This is a genomic window from Sulfitobacter sabulilitoris (assembly GCF_005887615.1).
Lineage (GTDB): Bacteria > Pseudomonadota > Alphaproteobacteria > Rhodobacterales > Rhodobacteraceae > Sulfitobacter_E > Sulfitobacter_E sabulilitoris.
Genome location: NZ_VANS01000005.1, coordinates 1 through 20,658, shown reverse-complemented (window position 1 = coordinate 20,658; position 20,658 = coordinate 1). Strand labels below are relative to the sequence as shown.

Annotated in this window: 21 protein-coding genes, 1 tRNA gene and 1 pseudogene; 10 read left to right on the top strand and 13 right to left on the bottom strand. The window is 62.0% G+C overall.

What is annotated here, in order from left to right; translation table 11 throughout:
• The first annotated feature begins 357 nt into the window (after window positions 1-357).
• The 7 genes from FDT80_RS15945 to FDT80_RS15915 are packed head-to-tail and all read left to right on the top strand — an operon-like array spanning window position 358 to window position 7,803.
• Window positions 358-1,521 (top strand): ABC transporter substrate-binding protein, encoded by a 1,164-nt coding sequence (locus FDT80_RS15945; protein WP_138663322.1) that lies wholly within the window; start codon window positions 358-360, stop codon window positions 1,519-1,521.
• A 16-nt stretch (window positions 1,522-1,537) separates the two neighbouring features.
• A complete protein-coding gene (locus FDT80_RS15940) occupies window positions 1,538-2,449 on the top strand; it encodes an ABC transporter permease (protein ID WP_138663321.1) in 912 nt (303 codons plus the stop codon).
• A gap of 14 nt (window positions 2,450-2,463) precedes the next feature.
• A complete protein-coding gene (locus FDT80_RS15935) occupies window positions 2,464-3,351 on the top strand; it encodes an ABC transporter permease (RefSeq protein ID WP_138663320.1) in 888 nt (295 codons plus the stop codon).
• A gap of 20 nt (window positions 3,352-3,371) precedes the next feature.
• The gene (locus FDT80_RS15930) at window positions 3,372-4,466 is read left to right on the top strand and encodes an ABC transporter ATP-binding protein (protein ID WP_138663319.1); all 1,095 of its coding nucleotides are present in this window, start codon (window positions 3,372-3,374) and stop codon (window positions 4,464-4,466) included.
• 26 nt (window positions 4,467-4,492) lie between these two features.
• Window positions 4,493-5,410, top strand: coding sequence for a polysaccharide deacetylase family protein (locus FDT80_RS15925; RefSeq protein ID WP_138663318.1), 918 nt, complete (start codon window positions 4,493-4,495; stop codon window positions 5,408-5,410).
• Complete coding sequence (locus FDT80_RS15920; RefSeq protein ID WP_138663317.1) at window positions 5,407-6,597, top strand: CaiB/BaiF CoA transferase family protein; 1,191 nt, start codon at window positions 5,407-5,409, stop codon at window positions 6,595-6,597. The genes FDT80_RS15925 and FDT80_RS15920 overlap by 4 nt, the downstream gene beginning before the upstream one ends.
• 15 nt (window positions 6,598-6,612) lie before the next feature.
• Entirely contained in the window at window positions 6,613-7,803 is a 1,191-nt protein-coding gene (locus FDT80_RS15915) for an acyl-CoA dehydrogenase family protein (RefSeq protein WP_138663316.1), read from the top strand.
• 8 nt (window positions 7,804-7,811) lie between these two features.
• Here the strand turns inward: FDT80_RS15915 and FDT80_RS15910 are convergent, their stop codons facing one another.
• The 7 genes from FDT80_RS15910 to FDT80_RS15880 form a co-directional block, all read right to left on the bottom strand.
• Window positions 7,812-8,741: an AEC family transporter gene (locus FDT80_RS15910; protein WP_138663315.1), complete on the bottom strand. Its 930-nt coding sequence runs from the start codon at window positions 8,739-8,741 to the stop codon at window positions 7,812-7,814.
• A 68-nt stretch (window positions 8,742-8,809) separates the two neighbouring features.
• Window positions 8,810-9,613, bottom strand: a complete 804-nt coding sequence (locus FDT80_RS15905; RefSeq protein ID WP_138663314.1) for an MBL fold metallo-hydrolase — start codon at window positions 9,611-9,613, stop codon at window positions 8,810-8,812.
• The gene (locus FDT80_RS15900) at window positions 9,610-10,419 is read right to left on the bottom strand and encodes a TatD family hydrolase (RefSeq protein WP_138663313.1); all 810 of its coding nucleotides are present in this window, start codon (window positions 10,417-10,419) and stop codon (window positions 9,610-9,612) included. Before FDT80_RS15900 ends, FDT80_RS15905 begins: the two co-directional genes overlap by 4 nt.
• A 33-nt stretch (window positions 10,420-10,452) precedes the next feature.
• Complete coding sequence (locus FDT80_RS15895) at window positions 10,453-11,574, bottom strand: DNA polymerase III subunit delta' (RefSeq protein WP_138663312.1); 1,122 nt, start codon at window positions 11,572-11,574, stop codon at window positions 10,453-10,455.
• The gene (tmk, locus tag FDT80_RS15890; RefSeq protein WP_138663495.1) at window positions 11,571-12,194 is read right to left on the bottom strand and encodes a dTMP kinase; all 624 of its coding nucleotides are present in this window, start codon (window positions 12,192-12,194) and stop codon (window positions 11,571-11,573) included. Before tmk ends, FDT80_RS15895 begins: the two co-directional genes overlap by 4 nt.
• Window positions 12,195-12,220: 26 nt before the next feature.
• On the bottom strand, window positions 12,221-13,390 hold the full coding sequence (locus FDT80_RS15885) for a D-alanyl-D-alanine carboxypeptidase family protein (protein WP_138663311.1): 1,170 nt from the start codon (window positions 13,388-13,390) through the stop codon (window positions 12,221-12,223).
• 26 nt (window positions 13,391-13,416) lie between these two features.
• Entirely contained in the window at window positions 13,417-14,361 is a 945-nt protein-coding gene (locus FDT80_RS15880; RefSeq protein ID WP_138663310.1) for an SPOR domain-containing protein, read from the bottom strand.
• Between the two features lie 198 nt (window positions 14,362-14,559).
• On the opposite strand from FDT80_RS15880, the gene FDT80_RS15875 reads away from it, so the two are divergent.
• Window positions 14,560-14,649, top strand: a tRNA-Ser gene (locus FDT80_RS15875).
• Window positions 14,650-15,000: 351 nt separating this feature from the next.
• Here FDT80_RS15875 and FDT80_RS15870 read toward each other — a convergent pair.
• From FDT80_RS15870 to FDT80_RS15850, 5 genes are all read right to left on the bottom strand, one after another.
• A complete protein-coding gene (locus FDT80_RS15870; protein ID WP_138663309.1) occupies window positions 15,001-15,450 on the bottom strand; it encodes a hypothetical protein in 450 nt (149 codons plus the stop codon).
• Between the two features lie 4 nt (window positions 15,451-15,454).
• A complete protein-coding gene (locus FDT80_RS15865; protein ID WP_138663308.1) occupies window positions 15,455-16,330 on the bottom strand; it encodes a hypothetical protein in 876 nt (291 codons plus the stop codon).
• Window positions 16,327-16,599 (bottom strand): hypothetical protein, encoded by a 273-nt coding sequence (locus tag FDT80_RS15860; RefSeq protein ID WP_212733870.1) that lies wholly within the window; start codon window positions 16,597-16,599, stop codon window positions 16,327-16,329. Before FDT80_RS15860 ends, FDT80_RS15865 begins: the two co-directional genes overlap by 4 nt.
• Before the next feature lie 471 nt (window positions 16,600-17,070).
• Window positions 17,071-17,592, bottom strand: a complete 522-nt coding sequence (locus FDT80_RS15855) for a hypothetical protein (protein ID WP_138663307.1) — start codon at window positions 17,590-17,592, stop codon at window positions 17,071-17,073.
• An 84-nt stretch (window positions 17,593-17,676) separates the two neighbouring features.
• Window positions 17,677-18,147 (bottom strand): helix-turn-helix domain-containing protein, encoded by a 471-nt coding sequence (locus FDT80_RS15850; protein ID WP_138663306.1) that lies wholly within the window; start codon window positions 18,145-18,147, stop codon window positions 17,677-17,679.
• A gap of 191 nt (window positions 18,148-18,338) precedes the next feature.
• Between FDT80_RS15850 and FDT80_RS15845 the strand changes: the two genes are divergently transcribed.
• Window positions 18,339-19,043: an IS6 family transposase gene (locus FDT80_RS15845; RefSeq protein WP_138663305.1), complete on the top strand. Its 705-nt coding sequence runs from the start codon at window positions 18,339-18,341 to the stop codon at window positions 19,041-19,043.
• A 213-nt stretch (window positions 19,044-19,256) separates the two neighbouring features.
• On the opposite strand, the pseudogene FDT80_RS15835 reads toward FDT80_RS15845, so the two are convergent.
• Window positions 19,257-19,817 (bottom strand): annotated as a pseudogene (locus tag FDT80_RS15835) (IS110 family RNA-guided transposase); the annotation flags it as partial.
• A 134-nt stretch (window positions 19,818-19,951) separates the two neighbouring features.
• Here FDT80_RS15835 and FDT80_RS15830 point away from each other — a divergent pair.
• Window positions 19,952-20,658, top strand: a 707-nt coding sequence (locus FDT80_RS15830) for an IS6 family transposase (protein WP_138663303.1), incomplete at its 3' end; no start/stop codon positions are given.

The following is a 20,658-nucleotide window of genomic DNA, read 5'->3' as shown; positions in this document are numbered from 1 at the left end:
TAAATCCAGTGAATAATCAGCGCCTGAAATTTAGGCGGTATTTGGTATGCGAAGGTTTAGTGAAGCAAAGATAAATAATAACAATTAGATAAGTGCATAATTCCCGCTCTGATTGCTGTCGATGCCAAGAGTTGCGGTCGAAAGGTAAATGTTTTCCTTCCAATTTTCGTACACAGAACTATCGTCGTGGTCAGGAAGGCACCGCCGAGCCACGGACCCTGTGACCCGGCGTCAGCCTCGCGAGCTTCAAAGGCGGAAAACAACGCCCTGACCCGTCGGCGTTCGCTCGACCGAGCGATCCCGGCCTGACGACCACAGCGGCGCGCAGCGACCGTGTTCAACGGAGTGAGGAAGACCATGAACCAGACAGACTTCAACCGCCGCCAGATGCTGGCGCTCATCGGGTCGGCCGCCGCCGTGGCGGGCCTGCCGACGCAATCCTTCGCCGCCGAAGCGCTCAAGCTTTGGGCGCCGGGCATCGCCAAGGTGGGCGGCAGTGACTGGGCCGCCATGGAGGCGCAGGCCGGCGTGCCCATTGCCGCCATCGCCAAGAGCGCACGCGCCGACGAAAGCATTCAGAAGATGGTCGTGGGCGACGGAAACAAGCTCTATGACGCGATGACCGACAATGGCGGCGGTATGGAGGACGCGCTGGCCTCGCAGGGCGCGATTGCCACGCTGGACCCCGCCAGGATCGCCAACTGGTCCGGGATCCTCGCGGATTACAAAGATGGCGGCCCGGCCGCCGACACGATCCGCCACAACGGCGATCTGGTGGCGATCCCCTATATCTCGAACGCCGACAGCCTCGCCTTCAACCACGGCGTCATCGGCGAGGAGCTGACCTCGTGGGAGGCGCTGTTCGACAGCCAGTTCCGCGGGCGTGCGGCCATGCAGAACGATTTCGGGCCGACGCTGACCAACACGGCGATCTACCTCAAGCAGTCGGGCAAGCAGGATATCGAAAACCCCTCCGACATGAGCGAGGCGGAAGTGAAAGGCGTCTGCCAGTTCCTGATCGACCTCAAGAAAAAGGGCCATTTCCGCACCTTCTGGGACGGGGTGCAGAACGGCTCCGACCTGTTGTCGTCCGAAGAGGTGCTGGTGTCGTCGTGCTGGGAGGTGATCCAGATTTTCGCCGCCCGCAAGAACGGGCAGGACATCCGCTATGGCACCATGAAGGAAGGCCACCAGTCGTGGAACAACGTCGTGATGCTGACCAAGGGCGGGCAGGAGCGCGGCATGGAGGACGCCTTTTATGCGCTGGCCAACGTGTACCTGTCGCCGTGGTTCGGCGCGCGCACGCTTGCCGGTCTGGGTTTTACCCCGCAGATGGTTGGCGTGAGCGACTATATCGATGCGCATCCCGACGACTTCGATGCCGAGACCAAGGCGCTGCTGGCCGACCGACTGGCCCGCAAGCAAGAGCGCGCCGACACGCCCGGCAATTCATGGCAGAACGTGTTCCCCACCAACATTCGCGCCTATCAGGATTGGTGGGCCCGGGTGCAGGCGGCCTGAGCGAGGCGCGCCCGCCATGGCACCGCACACACCCCGACGTGCCGACGGTCCCCCCGTCGGCACACACCGTGCCAGCATGATGGATCGGCTGTCAAAGGGCGTCTTCTATCTGCCCATCGTGTTCATGATGCTGTTCTTTGCGCTGCCCATGGCTCTGACGGTCGTGTTCAGCGTGTTCGAGCGGACAATGTTCTGGATGGAGCCCGGCTTTACTCTCTTTGCCTACGAGAATTTCATCTTTTCGGCGCGGCTGACGAATTTCCTGTCGTCGATGTATTATTCGCTGATCTCGGTCGCGATCTGTTTCGTGCTGGGCTTTCCCATCGCCGTATTCCTGCGCAAATCCGTGCCGCAGGTGGCGCAGCACCGGGTGGTGCTGCTGTTCATCCTGCCCTTCATGGTGTCCGAGATCATTCGTGTCTTTGCCCTGCGCCCTGTGCTGCAACGCAATGGGCTGGTGAATACGACGCTGCAGAACCTCGGCCTGATCGACGAGCCGATCACCGCGCTGCTTTATACCCATACCGGCGTTATCATCGGCGAGGTGATGTCGTTCCTGCCGTTCATCGTCTTTTCGGGCTTCCTGGCGATGGAGGCGGTGCCGAAATACATCTTCGAGGTCTGCGACGACCTGGGCGCGGGACCGGTGCGCCGCTTCGTTGATGTGATCCTGCCGCTGGCCGCCCCCGGCATTTTCGCGGGCTGCGTGTTCATCTTCGTCAATGGGCTGGGTGTCGCCCTGCTGCCCAACATCCTGGGCGGGGCGGGGGCCGTCAACGCCGGCCTGATCGCGACGCAGGCGATTGCCGCGCTCGACTTTCCGCTGGCCATGGCGGTGAGCGCGATCATGATGACGACGCTCATGACGCTGCTCTACATCGGACACCGGCTGTTCGACCTGACCAAAATTCTGTCACCCATCAACTGAAAGGCCGCGCACCCGTGGACGATTACGCCAACCCTTTGCTGCACCGCCTGAAGTGGGCCTACCTGCTGCTGGTGGTGCTGACCCTGATGAGCCCGGTGTTCTATGTCATGTATATCTCGTTCAATCAGAACGGATTTGGCGCGAACGAGTACGTATTCACCCTCGAATGGTACGGATTGATCTTTTCCGACAAGCTCTTGATGGGCGCGTTGGGATGGACCATGGCCCTGTCGGTCACGACCACGCTGATCGCGGTGCCGATGGCGCTTTTGGCGGCGAAATACTACAAGGCGGCGCAGAACAAGCTGCTGCCGGTCTTTCTGATGCTGGCGCCCCTGTTCGTGGCGCCCGACATCCTCGGCTCGGCGCTGCTGGTGTTTTTCAAGAACCTCAACGGCACCATGGTGACACTGGGCGACGCGCTGGGCACCGGTCTTTTCGACGGCTGGTTCGACCTTGGGTTCGCGACATCGCTGGTGGGGCTCATCATCTACACGATCCCCTATTCCTTTGTGGTGATCCTGATCACGATGGGCCGCTACCGCAGCGAACAGACCGAAGCCGCACGGGCCTGCGGGGCGAATGGCTGGCGCGCATTCTGGGACATCGAATTCCCGCAGATCCGGGCCGGCATCTTCAGCGCGGCGGCCTTTACCGTGATCTTGTGCTTCAACGAATATACCCGCACTAGCCTGCTCAAGGGCGGATTCGACACCTTCACCACGGTGCTGGTCAGCCAGATGCTCAACACCGGCATGTCCGAGCAATCCTATGCCATGTCGAGCTTTGTCAGCTTCATCGCCATCGCCGTCATCGGCGGCATCATCGTCTACACGCTGGTCCGCGCCGAGATCCTGTCGAAAGAGGCCCGGGCCAAGTCGGCCCCGGTGATGTCCACATGAACGCCCCAGGAATGATACCCATGACCCGTACAAAACCAGCCGCCGTCGAAGTGCGCGGCCTCGCCAAGCACTACGGCTCTGTCGTGGCGTTGAAGGACGTGGACCTGACCATCGCGGCGGGCGAATATTTCGTGCTGCTGGGGCCGTCGGGCGGGGGCAAGACCACGCTGTTGCGCACCATCGGCGGCTTTCACCGCGCCACCCATGGCGAGGTGCTGCTGCATGGTCGCGAGGTGGGGCACCTGCCGCCCGACAAGCGACCGACCTCGATGGTGTTTCAATCCTATGCGCTGTTTCCGCATATGACGGTGATGCAGAACGTCGGCTACGGCCTCAAGATCGCCGGGCTGGACAAGGCCAGCCGTCGTGACAAAAGCGCCGCCGCGCTGGACATGGTGGGCCTTCAGGGCTTTGCCGACCGCAAGCCGCACGAATTATCCGGCGGGCAGCAGCAGCGCGTGCAACTGGCCCGCGCGATGGTGCTGGACCGCGATATCCTGCTGCTCGACGAGCCGCTGGCGGCGCTTGACGCGCAATTGCGCAAGGACATGTGCCTGGAGCTGAAGCATTTGCAGGAAAAGGTGGGCATCACCTTTATCCACGTCACCCACAACCAGGAAGAGGCGATGACCGTCGCCGACCGCATCGCGCTGATCGCCGATGGCGATCTGATCGAGGTCGGCCCCGCCCGCGAGGTCTACCGTGCACCCGACAAGCGCTTTACGGCCAGTTTCGTGGGCGAAAACAATCTGCTGACCGGCAAGGTCACGGCAGTGTCGGGATCGGAGGTGACGGTCGATGTGGCCGGCGAGGCGATCAAGGTGGATCGCCGGGGGCTGGATGTGACGACGGGGCAGGAGGTGTCGATGTCGGTCCGCTCCGAACTGGTCAGGATGTCGCTGGGCGATACCGATGACGCACGGCCCGGTCACGCCCTGATGGGCACCTATAACGAGGCCGTGTATCTGGGCCTGACCACGTCGCACCTGATTTCGGTGGCGCCGGGCTGCGAGGTCACGTCGCGCGTGGTGGACGATCTGGACGATCTGCCGGCACATGGCGCGCCCGTCCGGGTGTACTGGGCGCCGGGCGACCTGCGGCTGCACACTTCCTGATCGGCATCGAAAGGAGACTTCGAGCAATGTGGTCAAACCCCCGCGTTCCCTTCCGTCTGTCGACCGACCGTCCCCGGCTTGAGCCTTTGGACGGCAAGCCGCTGATGGTGCATGTGGTGATGAACATCGAATACTGGCCCTTTGACCGGCCGATGCCGCGCGGGATCATCCCCGCGCCGCACGGGGCCCAGGCGGCCCCCCCGGATGTTCCCAACTATGCCTGGGTCGAATACGGCATGCGCGCGGGCCTGCCGCGCATCCTGAACATGCTGGTCCAACGCGGCATCCCGGCGTCGGCCTTCATGAATGCGCAGGTGGCCGACGTGTATCCGACGCTCACGCGCGCGGTCATCGACGCGGGCTGGGAACTGGTCGGGCACGGCTGGTTCCAGCAATCGCTGAAACAGGCCGAGGACGAGGGCGAGGTGATCCGCAAGAGCCTTGCGCGGCTGGCGCGCGAAAGCGGTCGAACCACGCGGGCCTGGCTGGGTCCGGGGCTGGCCGAAACCTATGACACGGTCGATATCCTCAGGCGCGAGGGGGTCGAATTCCTGCACGATTGGGCGCTGGACGACTTGCCCGTCTGGCTGCGCACCACCCAGGGGCCGATGGTCGGGCTGCCTTATACGTTCGAGCTGAACGATGTGCCGATCTACACGATCCAGAACGGATCGAGCGACGAGTTCCTCAAACGGTTGAAAGCCACGGTGGCGGTCTATGAACGCGAACTGGAGCATAATCCCCGCGTGCTGACGCTGGCGCTGCATCCACATATCATCGGGGTGCCGCATGTCGCGCATTACTTCGAAACCGCGCTGGACCTGTTGATGGCGCGCGACGATACGGTGTTCGTGACCTCCAGCGTGATGGGCGACTGGTTCGTCGCCGCCGATGGCACGAACGGTGCCGAAGTCGCGGACTACAACGATGGGCCGCCGGCATGACCGCGCAACGCTCTGCCGCGCTGGCCGGTCTGCGGGTGCTGGACCTGACGCGCGTACGGGCCGGACCGGCCTGTTGTCGCATCCTCGCGGATTTCGGGGCGGACGTGATCAAGATCGACGCGCCCGAAGGGCTGGACAAGAACGCCGGCGTCAGCGGTGCGCGGCATGGCTATGACATGCTGAACCTGCACCGCAACAAGCGCTCGATGACGCTGAACCTGAAATCGGACGCCGGGCGGGATCTGTTTCTCGATATGGCCAGGGGCGCGGACATCGTGGTCGAAAACTTTCGCCCAGACGTGAAAACCCGCCTGGGGCTGGACTATGCCGCGCTGGATGCGGTGAACCCGCGGATCATCCTCGCCTCGATCTCGGGGTTCGGGCAGACGGGGCCCTACGCGGGGCGCGCCGGGTTCGACCAGATCGCGCAGGGAATGGGCGGGTTGATGGGCGTCACCGGCTTTCCGGGCGAGGCGCCGATGCGCGCGGGCACCGCCGTGGCCGATCTGTCCTCGGGCGTCTATGCGGCCACCGGCATCCTACTGGCGCTGACCGAACGGGCCAGGTCCGGGCGGGGGCAATGGGTGCAGACCTCGCTGCTGCAATCGCAGATCGCGATGATGGATTTCCAGGCCGCGCGCTATCTGGTGGATCGCGAGGTGCCGGAGCAGGCGGGCAACGACCACCCCACCGTGACGCCGATGGGCGTGATCGCCACCCGTGACGGCCATATCAACCTGGGCGTCGGCGGCGACGGTCAGTGGCAGGCCCTGTGCGACGCGCTGGACGCGCCCGACCTGAAAGCGCGCCGCGATTTTGCCACGGGCGCCGGGCGCACCGCCCATCGCGGCCAGATCTGGGATATCCTGCGCCCGATCTTTGCCGTCAGAACCAGCGCCGAATGGATCGACATCCTGGACCGGCATGGTGTACCAGCAGGGCCGATATACCGGATGGACGAGGTGTTCGACGACCCGCAGGTGCGCCACCTTGGCATCGCGCAAAGCGTGCAGGACCCGGTGCGCGGCGAGGTGTCGCTGGTGGGGCAGCCCGTCGATCTGTCGCGCACGCCCGCGGCCATCGTCAGTTCGGTGCCCGACGCGGGGGCCGACACCGACGAAATTCTTAAGGGCCTCGGCCTTGACGATGCCCGCATCGCAGAGCTTCGCCGTCAGGGCGCCCTATGACGAAAGGAAAACGACATGACAAAGATCGACCTTGACCAGATTTCCATCTCCGCGACCGAGGACTGGGCCGACATCCGAGAGGCCGTGGGCCGTCTGTGCGACGATTTCCCCAACGACTACTGGATGAAGCTCGACAAGGCGGATGCCTATCCCAAGGAATTCGTCACGACGCTGACGCAATCGGGCTTTCTCGGCGCGCTCATTCCCGAGGAATACGGCGGGTCGGGCCTGCCGCTCGGCGCCGCTTGCGCGGTGCTCGAGACGATCCACGAGCGGGGCTGCAACGCGGCGGCTTGCCATGCGCAGATGTACACGATGGGCACGGTGCTGAAATACGGCTCCGAGGCGCAGAAGCAGGCCTACCTGCCGGGCATCGCGACCGGAGAGCTGCGCTTGCAGGCCTTTGGCGTGACCGAACCGACCACAGGCAGCGATACCACGCAGCTGAAAACCCGCGCGGAGCGGCTGGAGAACGGCAATTACCTGATCAACGGGCAAAAGGTCTGGACCAGCCGGGCGCTGGAATCCGATCTGATGCTGCTTTTGGCGCGCACCACGCCCGCCGCGCAGGTCACCAAGCGGTCCGACGGTATCTCGGCCTTCCTGTTGGACATGCGCGCGGCGCTGGGCAACGGGCTTGATCTGCGCAAGATCGACGCGATGATCAACCACAACAGCTGCGAAGTGTTCTTCGACAACCTCGAAATTCCGGCCGACACGCTGGTCGGCGAGGAGGGGCGCGGATTTCGCTATATCGTGGACAGCATGAACGCCGAGCGCATCCTGATCGCATCGGAATGCATCGGCGACGCCAAGTTCTTTATCCGCAAGGCGGTCGAATATGCCGGCGACAGAAAGGTGTTCGGCGGGCCCATCGGGGCCAACCAGGGCATCCAGTTCCCTATCGCCCGCGCCTATGCCGAAGCGCAGGCCGCCGAATTGATGGTGCGCAAGGCCGCCGCGATGTTCGACGCGGGCCACAAGGCCGCGGCAGAGGCGAACATGGCCAAGATGCTGGCGGCGGATGCGTCGTGGAACGCGGCGGAGGTCTGCATGCAGGTCTACGGCGGCTTTGCCTTTGCGCGCGAATACGGGATCGAACGGAAATGGCGCGAGGCGCGGCTGTACCAGACGGCGCCGATTTCCAAGAACATGATCCTGGGGTATCTGGGCCAGCATGTTCTGGGCCTGCCGCGCAGTTATTGAGCGTCGATCTAGCCGAGCAGTTCAAGCCAGACCCAGACGGTCAGGATCGAACCTGCCGTGGCGATTAGAACCGAAGAGGCCGCGACCCGCTTGGCCCTGCCGTACATGTTGGCAAAGATATAGGCATTGAACCCCGGCGCCATCGCCGACGTCAGCACCCCCGACCGGAAGGCGTCGGGCGGCACGGCCATGGCCGATCCGAAGGCCCAGACCAATGCGGGATGCAGCAACAGCGAGATGGCGCAGACCATGGCGATGGTCTTCATGTCGCCCTCGGGGCGGTATTGGATCAACACGCCCCCCAGCGCGAAAAGCGCCGCGGGCAGCGCCGCGCGCACGATCAGATCCAGCGCGTCATCGACCACGCCGGGGATCGGCAGCCCGGTGAAGTTCACGATGAACCCCAACCCGATGGCAAGGACCAGCGCGTTGCGGAACATCGCGCGCACCACGGACCGCGCCATGGTCAGTGGCGGCTGGCCGTGATTTCGGGTGATCTCCATCACCGTGATCCCAAGGCCGTAGCAGAACGGCGAATGAAACGCGACGATGGCGAAGTTGCCGGTCAGCGCATCGGCGCCATACGCGCGTTCGGTGATGGGCAGGCCCAGCAGCACCGAGTTGGAAAACAGACAGCAAAAGCCGATGGCGACGCAATCCTCCCAGTCGCGTTTGAACAGCACCCGCGCCCCGATGAGCCCGAGGAAAAAGCAGATCGCGGCGCCGGCGTAAAAGCTCAGCAGCAGCCCCGGATCGAAGGAGACGGAAATATCCATCTTGGCGATGGCCTGAAACAGCAGGCAGGGGATCGCGAAATTCTGGGTGAAGCGCATCACGCCGTCGATGCCCGAGACGGGAAACAGCCCCCGCCAGACCGCGACATAGCCGAAGCCGATCACCAGAAAGACGGGCAGAATGACGTCGAGCAGGGTTTGCATTTATCGGCCGCCTGTCTGTCGTGCGGCGGCGGATGCCTCCGGCGGGAATGTATGTGGCAAGCTGAAGGTCAGGCAGCCGGAAAGGTCAGCGTCAGCCCGTCGAAGGCCGGTCGGATATGCGACGGCGTCTCTGCCATCAACGTATCGTAGTCGAGGTCGATATGCATGTTGGTCAGCACGGCCTCGCGCGGGGCCACGCGCTCGATCCAGTCGAGGGTCTGCGCAAGGTGGCTGTGGGTGGGATGCGGATCGCGCCGCAACGCATCCACGATCCAGCAGTCGAGGTCTTGCAGGTGATCCCAACCGGCGGGCGGTATGTCGGCCACATCCGGCAGGTAGGCGACATCGCCCATGCGAAAGCCAAGCGCGTCCATCCCGCCATGTCCGACCAGGAACGGCGTGAAGGTGAGCGGGCCGCCGGCACCGTCGATGACCACGTCGCCATCGATCAGGTTCATCTCGAGGATCGGCGGATAGGACGATCCCTCGGGTTGGACGAAGACATAGCTGAACCGCTCCAGCAGGGCGTCGCGGGTGGGCACGTCGGCCCAGACCGGCAGCCGGGCGCGCATGTTGAAGACGATCATGCGCAGATCGTCGATGCCGTGCACGTGGTCGGCGTGCGAGTGGGTATAGATCACCGCATCGAGCCGGCCCACACCCGCATCGAGAAGCTGCGCGCGGACGTCGGGCGAGGTGTCGATCAGCACGGTGGTCGTGCCGTGCTGTCCCACCCGTTCGACCAGCAGGGAACACCGGAGGCGGGCGTTCTTGGGGTTCGACGGATCGCAGGCACCCCAGTGCCCGCCAAGGCGCGGCACGCCGCCCGACGACCCGCACCCCAGGATGGTGAAACGCATGACATCGCTCATGCGGCGGCCCGGTAGGCGGCGGCCTTGGTGAACAGGCGGTCGAAATTTTCCTGCGTGCGCGCGGCGAATTCGGCATAGTCGAGGCCGAAGGTCTCGGCCCCGCGGCGCGCCGTATGGGCGGTATAGGCGGGTTCGTTGCGCTTGCCGCGGTGCGGGGGCGGCGCGAGGTAGGGCGCGTCGGTTTCGACCAGAATGCGGTCCAGCGGGGCGGCGGCGAAAATCTCGCGCAAGGCGGTCGATTTCGGAAAGGCGGTGATGCCAGACATCGACAGGTAGAACCCCAGGTCCAGCACCGCGCGGGCCAGGGGCGCCGACGACGAAAAGCAATGCATCACGCAAGAATAGGCACCATTGCGGTATTCCTCGGTCAGGATGCGGGCCATGTCGTCATCCGCGTCGCGCGAATGGATGATCAGCGGCAGACCGGTTTGCCGCGCCGCCGCGATATGAATGCGCAGGGACTGCTGCTGCGCCTCGGCGCTTTCGGAGGTATAGTGGTAATCGAGCCCCGTCTCGCCGATCCCGACGAGTTTCGGATGGCGCGCAAGGGCGGTCAGTTGATCGACTGTCGCCATCGGTTCCGTGGCGACGCTCATCGGGTGGGTGCCCGCGGCATAGAACACCGGATCGAACGTGTCGGCGATGGCGCGCACGGCGGGTTCGTTTTTCAGCTTGGTGCAGATCGTGACAATGCGCGTCACGCCCGCCGCTGCCGCATCCGCGACGATCCGGGGCAGGTGTCCTTCGAAATCGGGAAAGTCGAGATGGCAATGGCTGTCGGTGATATGCGGCGTCTGCTCGGTCATGGATGCCCAATGCTGAGGTGCCTCCAAAAATCGTCAGCCGGAGGCGGTTTGCTGGATCTTGAACACGGTATCTAGGACGAGTGCGGCAGGGTCAAGGTTCACCGCGCGGCCATGGCGGGCCCGCGCGCCGATCTCTTGCGCGGTCTCGGCCCACCTGCGGCCAAGCGTGGGGCTTGGGGCCAGACGCGACAGCACCGCGGCTTCGTTCGGGACGATTTCGACCGCAGGCGCCGTGCCCGTGGCCCCGGTGCGCGCCAGCCGCGACAAGGCCAGATCCAGCAGGACAAACAGCAGATCGAGGCGCGCCTCGGCGCCGCGCGTGGCCGCCGCTTCGGCCAGCTTGAGACCCCGCGCCCGGTCGAATTGCGGCATTGATCCGAGGATGGCGATCAGTTCGGCGTAGATCTGTATGCCACCCAGAAGCGTGAGGTTGAGCGCCGCACCCACCGACCCGGCGGACACCTCGGCCAAGGCGGCGGCAGAGGCATCGACCGCGACACCCGCCTGGTCCAGCGCGCGCTGCATGTCCTCGGGGCCCAGCGGCCCCAGGCGCAACGTCCGGCAGCGTGACCGGATCGTCGGCAAAAGGCCGGACGGCTGGTGGCTGATCAGCAGCAGGGTCGCGTTGGCGGGCGGCTCCTCGAGCATTTTCAGCAGCGCATTGGCGGCTTGCGTGTTCATCAGGTCGGCATCGTCCACGATCACCACGCGGCGGCCGCCTTCGGTGGCGGACATGTGAAAGAATTGTCCCAGTGCGCGGATGTCGTCGACCACGATCACATCGCGCATGCGGTCGGTCTTGATGTTGACCGTGCGGGTGACGGACTTCAGCCCGGCTTCGGAGCGCGCGGCGATGCGGCGTGCGACCGGGTGTTCGGGGTCGATACGAAGCGACGCGGGCGGTGGCGGCGCGCCGAACATGCCATCATCCTGCGGCGCGGGAGTGGCCAGCAGGAACCGCGCGATGGACCAGGCGAGCGTCGCCTTGCCCACGCCGCGCGGACCGGTCAAAAGCCAGGCATGATGCAACCGTCCGGCGGCATAGGCCTCCAGAAACGCAGCCTCCGCCGCGGCCTGCCCAAATACCTTCTGCGTGTCACGCGGGTGCGGGGCGCCTTCGATCTGGTCGGGGGCAGGGTGGTCGGTCTGGCTCATGCCGGGGCCTTTTGCAGCGCGTCGTCCACGGTTGCGGCGACATCGGCGGCCACCGCGGCGACATCGCGCCCGCCGTCGATCACCCGGAACCGCGCCGGAAATTCGGCGGCCAGCGCCAGAAAGCCCTGCCGCATCTGCACTTGCAGGTCCTCGCCGAAGGCTTCGAACCGCTCGTCCTTGGTCTGGCGTGACAGCGCGCGTGACAGGCCGGTGGCGGGGTCCATGTCGATCAGGATCGTAAGGTCGGGGTCGCGCCCGATCATCAGGTCGTGCAATTGGTCGACCACCGGGCGCAGATCGCCCCGCGACAATCCCTGGTACATCCGCGTGCTGTCCGCGAAGCGGTCGCAGATCACGATCTTGCCGGCCGCCAGCGCTGGGGCGATCGTGCGCTCCAGGTGGTCGCGGCGCGCGGCGGTGAACAAAAGGATTTCGGTTTCCGCCGACCAGCGGTCGGGATCGCCCTGCAGCACCAGCGCGCGAATTTCCTCGGCGCCGGGGCTGCCGCCGGGTTCACGCGTCAGTACCACCTCGCGCCCGGTTGCGCGCAGGTGATCGGCCAACAGGCGCGCCTGCGTGGATTTGCCCGATCCGTCGATGCCCTCAAAGGTGATGAACATGCCCGTCGCGCCGGTCTTGGCGTGGGTCACATCGCCCCCTCGGGTCCCTGGTTCAGACGCTTGAGCAACAACTGCGCCGCCGTCGTGATCCGGCTGACAAAGCCGCCGCGCGGCACGTCGCGGTCCGCCACCAGCGGCAGGCGCGTTTCGGGCAGCCCGTCGCGGGCCAGCACCAGTTCGGCCAGTTTGTCGCCCTTGGCGATGGGCGCGTTCAGCGGCCCGGTATAGACGACCTCGCCCGAGATTTCGCTGCCCGCCATCACCGGCATCAGCACCGACAGATCCTCGGGGGCGACAAGGCCGACGCGGGGCTCCATGCCCATCCAGACCTCGGCCTCGGCGATCTGTTCGCCCGCGCTGGCCAGCGGGCGCTGCGCGAACTGGCGAAACGCCCAGTTGACGATGGCCTGGCTTTCCTGCGCCCGTTCGGCTGCGCTGCCCAGGCCGGAGAGAACAAAGATCACGCGCCGGTCGCCCTGTTTGGCGGATCCAACCAGCCCATAGCCCGCTTCGGCCGTGTGCCCGGTCTTGAGCCCGTCGGCCCCGATCCCCAGCCCCAGCAGCGGGTTGCGGTTGGACCGGTTGCTTGGCACGCGGTTGTCAAACTCGAATTCCTCTTCGGCGAAAAGCGGGTAGAATTCCGGGAAATCGGTGATGATCCGGTTCGCCAGCAGCGCCAGGTCGCGCATCGACATGCGGTGCCCCGCCTGTGGCCAGCCGTTGGAATTGGCGAAGGTGGAGTTGGTCATGCCCATCTGAACCGCGCGCTGGGTCATCAATCGCGCAAATCCGTATTCGGTGCCGTCGGGCGACAGCGCCTCGGCGATGACCACGCAGGCATCGTTGCCCGACAGTACGATGATCCCGCGCAGCAGATCCTCGACGCTGACCCGTTCGCCGGCGCGCAGGAACATGCTGGACCCGCCATAGGACTGCGCCTTTTCCGACACCAGCAACTCTTCGGTCAGGTTCAGACCGCCTTCGTCCTTGCCGCGCCGGATCGCCTCGAACGCCATGTAAAGCGTCATCAGCTTGGACATCGACGCGGGTGGCAGCGGCTGATCGGCGTTCTTGGTCAGCAGCACCGTTCCCGTTGTCTGATCGACGACATAGGCCGCTGCGGCCCTCGTATCGAAGGCGCTGGCCGTCACGGTGGACAGGGTCAGTGCGATGAGGGCGGCGAAAAGGCGGATCACGGGACTGGATGCTCCTCTGGGTGGTATCAGTTGGTTACGGCGTAGGCGTCGGAGAAGCCCTCGCCCTTGATCTTGGTCAGAAGGTCGGTACGCTCGGACTCCGAGGTCGCGGGCCCCACGAGCACGCGCCAGAACGCCTTGCGGTTGGTTTCCTGCCGCTTGACGGTGGGCACCATGCCCGCGCCGCGCATCTGCTTGGCGGTGCGTTCGGCGTTGGCCTCGACGCTGAAGATCCCGATCTGGATAAAGGGTTTCGACAGCCCCGGTGCCGACGCGGGCCGGGGGGCCGGTTTGGCCGTGGCCTCGGTGGCTGCGGGGGCCTCGGTGGCCTCGGGGGCCGCGGCGGGTGCGGGCGGGCTTGCCTCGATCGCCGCGGCGGCAGAGGCAATCGGGTCCAGCGCGGTCGCCGTGATCTCTGCCGGCGCTTCGAGCACATCCGCGTCGTCACTGTCCTCCGGCAGGTCCTCCGCCGCGGGGGCCTCCGGCGTCTGCTCGCGGCGCAGCGCGGTCACGTTCAGCGTCACCGGCGCACCGGCCAGAACGCCAAGCGACGTCGCCGCATCCGACGAGATCTGCAGCCTGGGGCCGGGAATGTCGCGCTCGCGGCGGAACAGCGCACCGATGACGAACTTGCCGTTGACGGTGTTGCGGATGATGACGCGTTCGGGGTCGGTCACATCGGGATGCGCGACCCAGACACCGCCAAGCGACGGGCGCCCGTCCCACAGTCCCGGCTCGGTCACCGAAAACACCTCCGGGGCTTCGACGTCGCGCTCGACCATCTTGGTCGTGGCGCCGGCCTGCGGCGCAGCCTCGGCCGCGGGCTTCGATTTGAAACTCTCGGCGATGTTGAATTGCCCGCTGTCGTCGCAGGCGGCCAGAAGACCCAGGACCAGAACCGCCCCGGTGGCGCGCCGTGCCCGTCTCTGCCAATGTCCGTGCTGCATGGAATGATGTCGTGCGCTGCTCATGATCCCGTGGTCCTTGCCTGTTGCGCGCTGTAAACCGGCACGCTTGATCGCCCTCTCGAAAGGGTCTTTGGCGGCACTCTAGCCTGCGATCTGTTTGGTGAAAAGCCGCGAGGCGCACCATCGGCAAGATTCCCCGTGGGCGCAGGGTACGATTTGCCGGTTCCAGAATCGATTGCAGCCCCTTAGATGGACCGCGTCGGAGGAGTGGCAGAGTGGTCGAATGCACCGGTCTTGAAAACCGGCGTGCGTGAAAGCGTACCGTGGGTTCGAATCCCACCTCCTCCGCCATAATTTTAGAATTATTTGTTTATAAACAGTTAGTTATACGAATTATCTGAACTCTCGCCCCCCATTTTGACCGCCATTAGGAAAGCCATGACGAGACTACGGTTAAATTCTCATCGCCTGTGCCTCGTGATGCCCTTCGCTAGCATGTCTGGCGTCAATTCGGTTGTGTGACCGCAAGACCAACACCGGACTTCAACGCTTGTCACGCCTTGCGAGAACAACAACGTTTCGGTTTGTTCAAGCATAAGCTATCTACTCTGCGGCTCAACACCTCCTGAATAGGTGAACTTCAGACATTTAAAAAAGCTCAGCAGGGCCGCATCCATGGGCATATTCTAAGGGCCCGTCAACCTACAAGTCGCCTAGTTTTGCAAGCAATTCTTCTAGCGATTTGTTGTGGAGTTCTTTTGCATCAAGGTGATTTTTCGCGAGTTCTTCCATCTTGGGATGCTGCTTGTATTTTAGGACAAGCGCATCGTATGCATCTGTGCCATTTTCATCTACAAACTGCTTTTTTGTTATCCCTCTTTCCTTAAAATCTCTGCGGATCAAGTCGTTCGCAACTTCTAGTTTTGCATTCTCTAAAGCATTCATTTGGTTCCGAATATCGTTTCCGCTCGGCAAATCTGTTGCTCTGAAGTAGCTTTCAGGTTCTTGCTCGGTCATTTCTATAAATTTTCTGCGAAGCATTATTGGATTTAGGCCATGTTCTAACGCAATTTTTTCCACTAACATGGGTTCAAATCCATCTGCCAAAATGGTCTCTTTTAGGTCCTCTAGTGCATCCTGAAGATTTTGCATAAGTCTAGCCGTCCCTTTGCTCTTTCGCTTCCTCAATCAGACGGCGAAATAAGTTTTCGTGGGCCTTAAGGTCTTTGTCGGTGACACGGATTCGATAGTTTCCCCAACGCACGCCATACTCCAACGTCTCGATGCCCGCTGCTTCCAGCAAGGCGTCAACTTCGTCCGAGCGTGGAATCTTGGGTTCGAGCAGGACCGACGCTTTCTGTGGGCGAAAGCTGACGTAGTTGTTCGCGCGACCGTCTTTGATGAGGCCGACATAAAACTTGTTGTATTTCAGTTCGCAGTCGGGGTCGCCTTCCTTGACCAACGCGAACATGCGATCCATCAGTGCAACGGTCTTGTCCGTGCCTTTGTCTTTTTCCCAATAGGCGCGGTCGGTCGGAGCGCTGATTGCATCTTCGTCCTCGTCCACGAGGCCGCGCTGCACCTCGTCCAGAACCTTGGTGAAGACGAGGGTAATGTGTTCCCCAACCTGATATGACTGCATCTGTATCGCCATGATGGGCAACGCGCCGTTGAACAGCGACACCACATTCAGGAAACGACTTGTGATGTCCTCGGCCACGATGACGGCACAGTGTTCATACTGGGGATAGCGTTTGCGCTCGATATCCCAGTATTCGATGGTCCGGATGATATGGGTCTCATCCGTGGCACCTAGTTGGAGTTCCACCTCATAACGCTTGTATGTGTTAGGGTCCTGCAGCAAAAGGTCCAGTCTTCCCGCGCGCGGATGGATGCGTTCGCGGTCGCGCAGAACAAGTTCGCCTAGGCCAAGAATGGAGGGGTCCTCTGCGATGATGTCTTGCACCCAGTTCTCAGAATAGACGGGATGGTTCCGAAGCGAAATGCGCTTGGGCCGGGTGAACTTGGTCATGCGGACGTCTCCTTGGCGGCGCGCTCTTGGTTCAGCTTGAACAGGCGCGACAGGATTTCATCCTCTGTCACCAGGCCCGCGCGCCAGTCGTCGCCACCCTTGGTCTTGGACGCGCCTTTTTCGAACGAGAACCATTCGCCCTTCGGGTCAGCAGTTATGGGGTCGTCGATTTCCAGAAGGTGACACAGTTCGTTGAAATGTGACTCCGACGCCGTGCGTTCCTTCAGTTCTACGCTGCGCCATTTCTTGATGAATGCCTGTGGTGTCATGCCGCCCGGTTTCTGTTGTTCCAAGATGATCTAAAGCAGCTAACCAGCGTCACCGCAATCTATTGGACGCGTTCCTGCCTTTGGGTTGATTGTCGCAGTGTGGAATGGGGTGAGCACTTTTTTGTTTTGAAATGACGGCGCAGAAAATTGTCCAACGCCGCCGGTCCTAAAACGGGTCGTCCAGAGATCCAACCCGCCCCCATCAATCAAGCGCGTTTAGATCATCATCGAATTGCCGAATTAGTTCCATGACCGACCTGCGCATAGCCGTGTGTGAATCGGTGCGGAGGCCGTGAGCAAAATTCGGGTGTGATGCACCAGAAGGTGCGCCACCACCTGCGCCGTGCATCCGACAGACGCGCCAGCCACGAACGGCAGGATTCTTGCATAGAAAGCCTGTGCGCTTGGCCCGCGCAGTGCATCGCGGGGACGCCTGCGCGCTTTGCATGGGGTTAGCGGCATATTTCATGCTCAACTCTCCCCCCCATGGCTGACATCGCCGACAATAGCCTGTGCGCCGCTCTCCACGTTTACCCGCTCGACGCGCACGGTCTGCTGGGCCTTGGCGCGGTACTTCTTGAATGCGTCGATCTGAGCCAGATAGGTGCGACTGAGACGTGTCACTGACCGTTCGCAGCTTTCCCGAATTTGCCCACTGGTGGCGTCCATCATCTTGTGAGAAAGCGAAGTCATCGCCACATGGGTTGCCGTCATCTGGGTAATCAGCATGGCCTCAATTGCATCCCGTGGACTTAATTCTGCCTGCATTGCAGCCATTAGATCTCGGAGGTTTTCGCCGTTCCTGCCCAGAGCACTCAAGGCCGTCGCCATCAACCCGGAGGCGGCCTCGTAGGTTTGTAGGTTGAACAGGTCTATTAGTGTATTGGGGTGATCGGTCACGATCTGGACGACGCCCTCCTCCGTGGTTTTAAATGTTGGGCGGGATTTATGATAATCAACGCCAGACGACTTTGGGGTGATGTGTTCTGTCACGTGTCATTCCCTTCATTGGAGTGGTAAGTATTAGCGTCCCACCTGAGTACCCAGAGACTTGGTAGAAACGGCTTTGACGGGTTCTCATGTGGACCCAGCAAAAGGGCTTGGGTTTTCTGATGGACCCATGGGGGATGGCGACGGGTACTCTGGTGGTCCGTCTTTTGTTTTTTTGCGCCAGTGCCGCCAATCGTCTGTGGCAGGCTGCATTCCCTTGGAGGTCTGCATTCGCTTGGTTGTCAGTCGCCATTCATGCGCGCGGCGATGATACCAGTTGCCGGGATTTTGCATGGCAATGAATCCCTTTTCTTGAAGTTCGATGAATGCTCGCTGGGCGGTTCCCTTGGATATTCCCAGCGCCGACACTGCCTCATTCATGGATAGCCGCACGTTGCCATTGTTGCTGCCATTGAAACGTGTGTGCAGTTCCAGCCATACTTTGACAGCGGCCCCCGAAAGGGACCGCCATGCTGCTGATTTGAGTTGGGCGTAGGGCAGGGGGATATACTGCCCGTCCTGCGGTCGCTTGCCCTTATTGCTGCCTTGTCTAGCCATCCAGCGCGACCTCCCCATAGACTAGGAAGGCGTAGGCGCGTGCGCTGGGCTCTGCGATGCCATATTTGCGCATGATGCGACGTACAGCCATTGACGGCTCTGTGGTGTGCTTGGTGCTCATTACTGCGCCTCCCGGCATTGTCAGAAGAAACTGGCTTGAGGCGGGCAGGGTGGTTTCGTAGCTTCTATGGATGACCAAACCTGATCCATTTCGCTATTTCAAAACGAGCCGTGAGATAATCCGCCTGGCAGTGATGCTGTACGTGCGGTTTCCGCTGTCGCTTCGCAATGTGGAGGATCTTCTTCATGAGCGCGGCATCGATGTGAGCCATGAAGCTGTGAGATACTGGTGGCATCGTTTCGGTCCGCTGTTCGCTGCCGAGATCCGAAAGCGCCGAATTGCGAGCATGAAATCCAGTCGCTGGCGCTGGCACCTGGACGAGGTGTTTGTAAAAATTAACGGTGAGCGACACTACCTATGGCGCGCGGTCGATCATGAAGGCGAAGTCCTGGAAAGCTTTGTGACAAAGACGCGCGATAAGAAGGCCGCATTGAAATTCTTAAAGAAAGCAATGCGTAAGCATGGTCAGCCGGAGGTTGTCGTCACGGACCGACTGCGTTCATACGGAGCGGCGCTGAAGGAAATTGGTGCGGAACACCGCCAAGAAACCGGCCGCTGGCTGAACAATCGGGCGGAGAATTCACATCTGCCGTTTCGACGACGGGAGAGGGCGATGTTGCGTTTCAGGCGCATGCGAAGTTTACAGAAATTCGCCGCCGTTCACGCTTCCGTCTACAATCACTTTAATCAGGAGCGCAGCCTCTCAACTCGACCCAATTTCAAACTCAACCGTGCCGCCGCTCTTGCCGAGTGGCGCGGCCTCTGCGCAAAATAAGAGGCAGCGTCACTGTCCATTCGGAGACTGGTTCGAATTCGTCTGGCAGCACCCAACGCGGAGCGCCATCTCTACAGCCGATCAATTTTCAAGCTGAACCGCGTCGCTGCTCTTACCGAGTGGCGCGGCCTCTGCGCAGCCTGACAGATTGAGGTTGCTGAAGAACAGAGACTGGTTCGCATTTGTCTGACAGTACCCGGCAGCCAGATTGTCGAGTTGACCCGCCAAGGCGAGGAGCGCCGACTGGGCGACCTCCGACAGTCCCAGATTGCCATCATCACGAAGGCGAGTGACAAGTTCGATCACTTTGCGTGGCCCCTGCGGCGCAGTGATCCCGAACTCCGCGAAGTGTGCCCGGATCGCATTCAGGATCATCGTGCGCTGCCGCATCAGCAAATCGCGCGACCGGTGCAGGACCAGGACACTCTGCTGTTCCTTGGTCTTCACTGAACCAAACCGCATGTTCGGCCGGGTGACAGCCTCGCAGATCGCCTCAGCGTCGGACGCATCGTTCTTCTGCCGCTTCACATATGGTTTCACGTACGCCGGAGGGATCAGCCGGACTTCGTGACCAAGCGCCGCAATCTCACGCGCCCAATGATGCGATGTGGCACAGGCCTCAATGCCGATCAAGCAGGGATCCAACTGATCGAGAAAGCTGAGCACGGCGCCACGCCGTAGCTTCTTTTGCAAAATAATCGTGCCATCAGCATCAACCCCGTGGAGTTGAAAGACGGACTTGGCGATGTCGATCCCGAGTGTTGTAATAGTCATGTGGTCGGCTCCTTCTTTCTGTTGGTTGCAAACAGCACCAGCATGGCACATTGCGATGCCGTTCGGGTGGAGCCGTCCACACCATCAGAGGAAACTGGCTTGAGACGGGCAGGGCGGTCCCGTAGCCTCCGCTTATGACGAAACGCTCTGCATTTCGCTACTTCAAAACCAGTCCTGAGATCATCCGCCTGGCAGTGATGCTCTACGTTCGTTTCCCGTTGTCACTTCGAAATGTCGACGATCTGCTGCATGAACGGGGCATCGATGTGAGCCACGAAACCATCCGTTTCTGGTGGAATAAGTTTGGCCCGATGTTTGCCGCTGAAATCCGCCGCAAACGTGTCCAGAAGATGCGGTGTTACTCGAACTGGCGTTGGCATCTGGACGAGGTTTTCGTGAGGATCAACGGCCAGACGCATTACTTGTGGCGGGCCGTCGACCACGAGGGCGAGGTGCTGGAGAGCTACGTCACGAAGCGCCGGGATCGTAAGGCCGCATTGAAATTCCTCAGGAAATCAATGAAGCGGTACGGCAATCCGGAAGTGATCGTGACCGATAAGCTCCGCTCCTATGGTGCCGCGATGAAGGTCATCGGCAACTCCAGTCGACAGGAAACAGGCCGTTGGCAGAACAACCGGGCAGAGAATTCGCATCTACCTTTCCGACGACGGGAACGCGCGATGCTCCGCTTCCGGCAGATGCGATGTCTGCAGAAATTCGCCGCCGTTCATGCTTTTGTCTGCAACCACTTCAACCAGGAACGCCACCTCTACACACGTGACGATTTCAAGCTGAACCGCGCCGCCGCCCTCGCCGAGTGGCGCCAGCTTTGTTCGGCATA

Coding starts and splice junctions, on each gene's coding strand:
- FDT80_RS15870 (WP_138663309.1), bottom strand. CDS start 15,450: ATGCAAAATCTTCAGGATGCACTAGAGGACCTAAAAGAGACCATTTTG.
- FDT80_RS15860 (WP_212733870.1), bottom strand. CDS start 16,599: ATGACACCACAGGCATTCATCAAGAAATGGCGCAGCGTAGAACTGAAG.
- FDT80_RS15915 (WP_138663316.1), top strand. CDS start 6,613: ATGACAAAGATCGACCTTGACCAGATTTCCATCTCCGCGACCGAGGAC.
- FDT80_RS15920 (WP_138663317.1), top strand. CDS start 5,407: ATGACCGCGCAACGCTCTGCCGCGCTGGCCGGTCTGCGGGTGCTGGAC.
- FDT80_RS15895 (WP_138663312.1), bottom strand. CDS start 11,574: ATGAGCCAGACCGACCACCCTGCCCCCGACCAGATCGAAGGCGCCCCG.
- FDT80_RS15905 (WP_138663314.1), bottom strand. CDS start 9,613: ATGAGCGATGTCATGCGTTTCACCATCCTGGGGTGCGGGTCGTCGGGC.
- FDT80_RS15845 (WP_138663305.1), top strand. CDS start 18,339: ATGACCAAACCTGATCCATTTCGCTATTTCAAAACGAGCCGTGAGATA.
- FDT80_RS15940 (WP_138663321.1), top strand. CDS start 1,538: ATGGCACCGCACACACCCCGACGTGCCGACGGTCCCCCCGTCGGCACA.
- FDT80_RS15850 (WP_138663306.1), bottom strand. CDS start 18,147: ATGGCTAGACAAGGCAGCAATAAGGGCAAGCGACCGCAGGACGGGCAG.
- FDT80_RS15900 (WP_138663313.1), bottom strand. CDS start 10,419: ATGACCGAGCAGACGCCGCATATCACCGACAGCCATTGCCATCTCGAC.
- FDT80_RS15930 (WP_138663319.1), top strand. CDS start 3,372: ATGACCCGTACAAAACCAGCCGCCGTCGAAGTGCGCGGCCTCGCCAAG.
- FDT80_RS15945 (WP_138663322.1), top strand. CDS start 358: ATGAACCAGACAGACTTCAACCGCCGCCAGATGCTGGCGCTCATCGGG.
- FDT80_RS15865 (WP_138663308.1), bottom strand. CDS start 16,330: ATGACCAAGTTCACCCGGCCCAAGCGCATTTCGCTTCGGAACCATCCC.
- FDT80_RS15880 (WP_138663310.1), bottom strand. CDS start 14,361: ATGAGCAGCGCACGACATCATTCCATGCAGCACGGACATTGGCAGAGA.
- FDT80_RS15925 (WP_138663318.1), top strand. CDS start 4,493: ATGTGGTCAAACCCCCGCGTTCCCTTCCGTCTGTCGACCGACCGTCCC.
- tmk (WP_138663495.1), bottom strand. CDS start 12,194: ATGTTCATCACCTTTGAGGGCATCGACGGATCGGGCAAATCCACGCAG.
- FDT80_RS15910 (WP_138663315.1), bottom strand. CDS start 8,741: ATGCAAACCCTGCTCGACGTCATTCTGCCCGTCTTTCTGGTGATCGGC.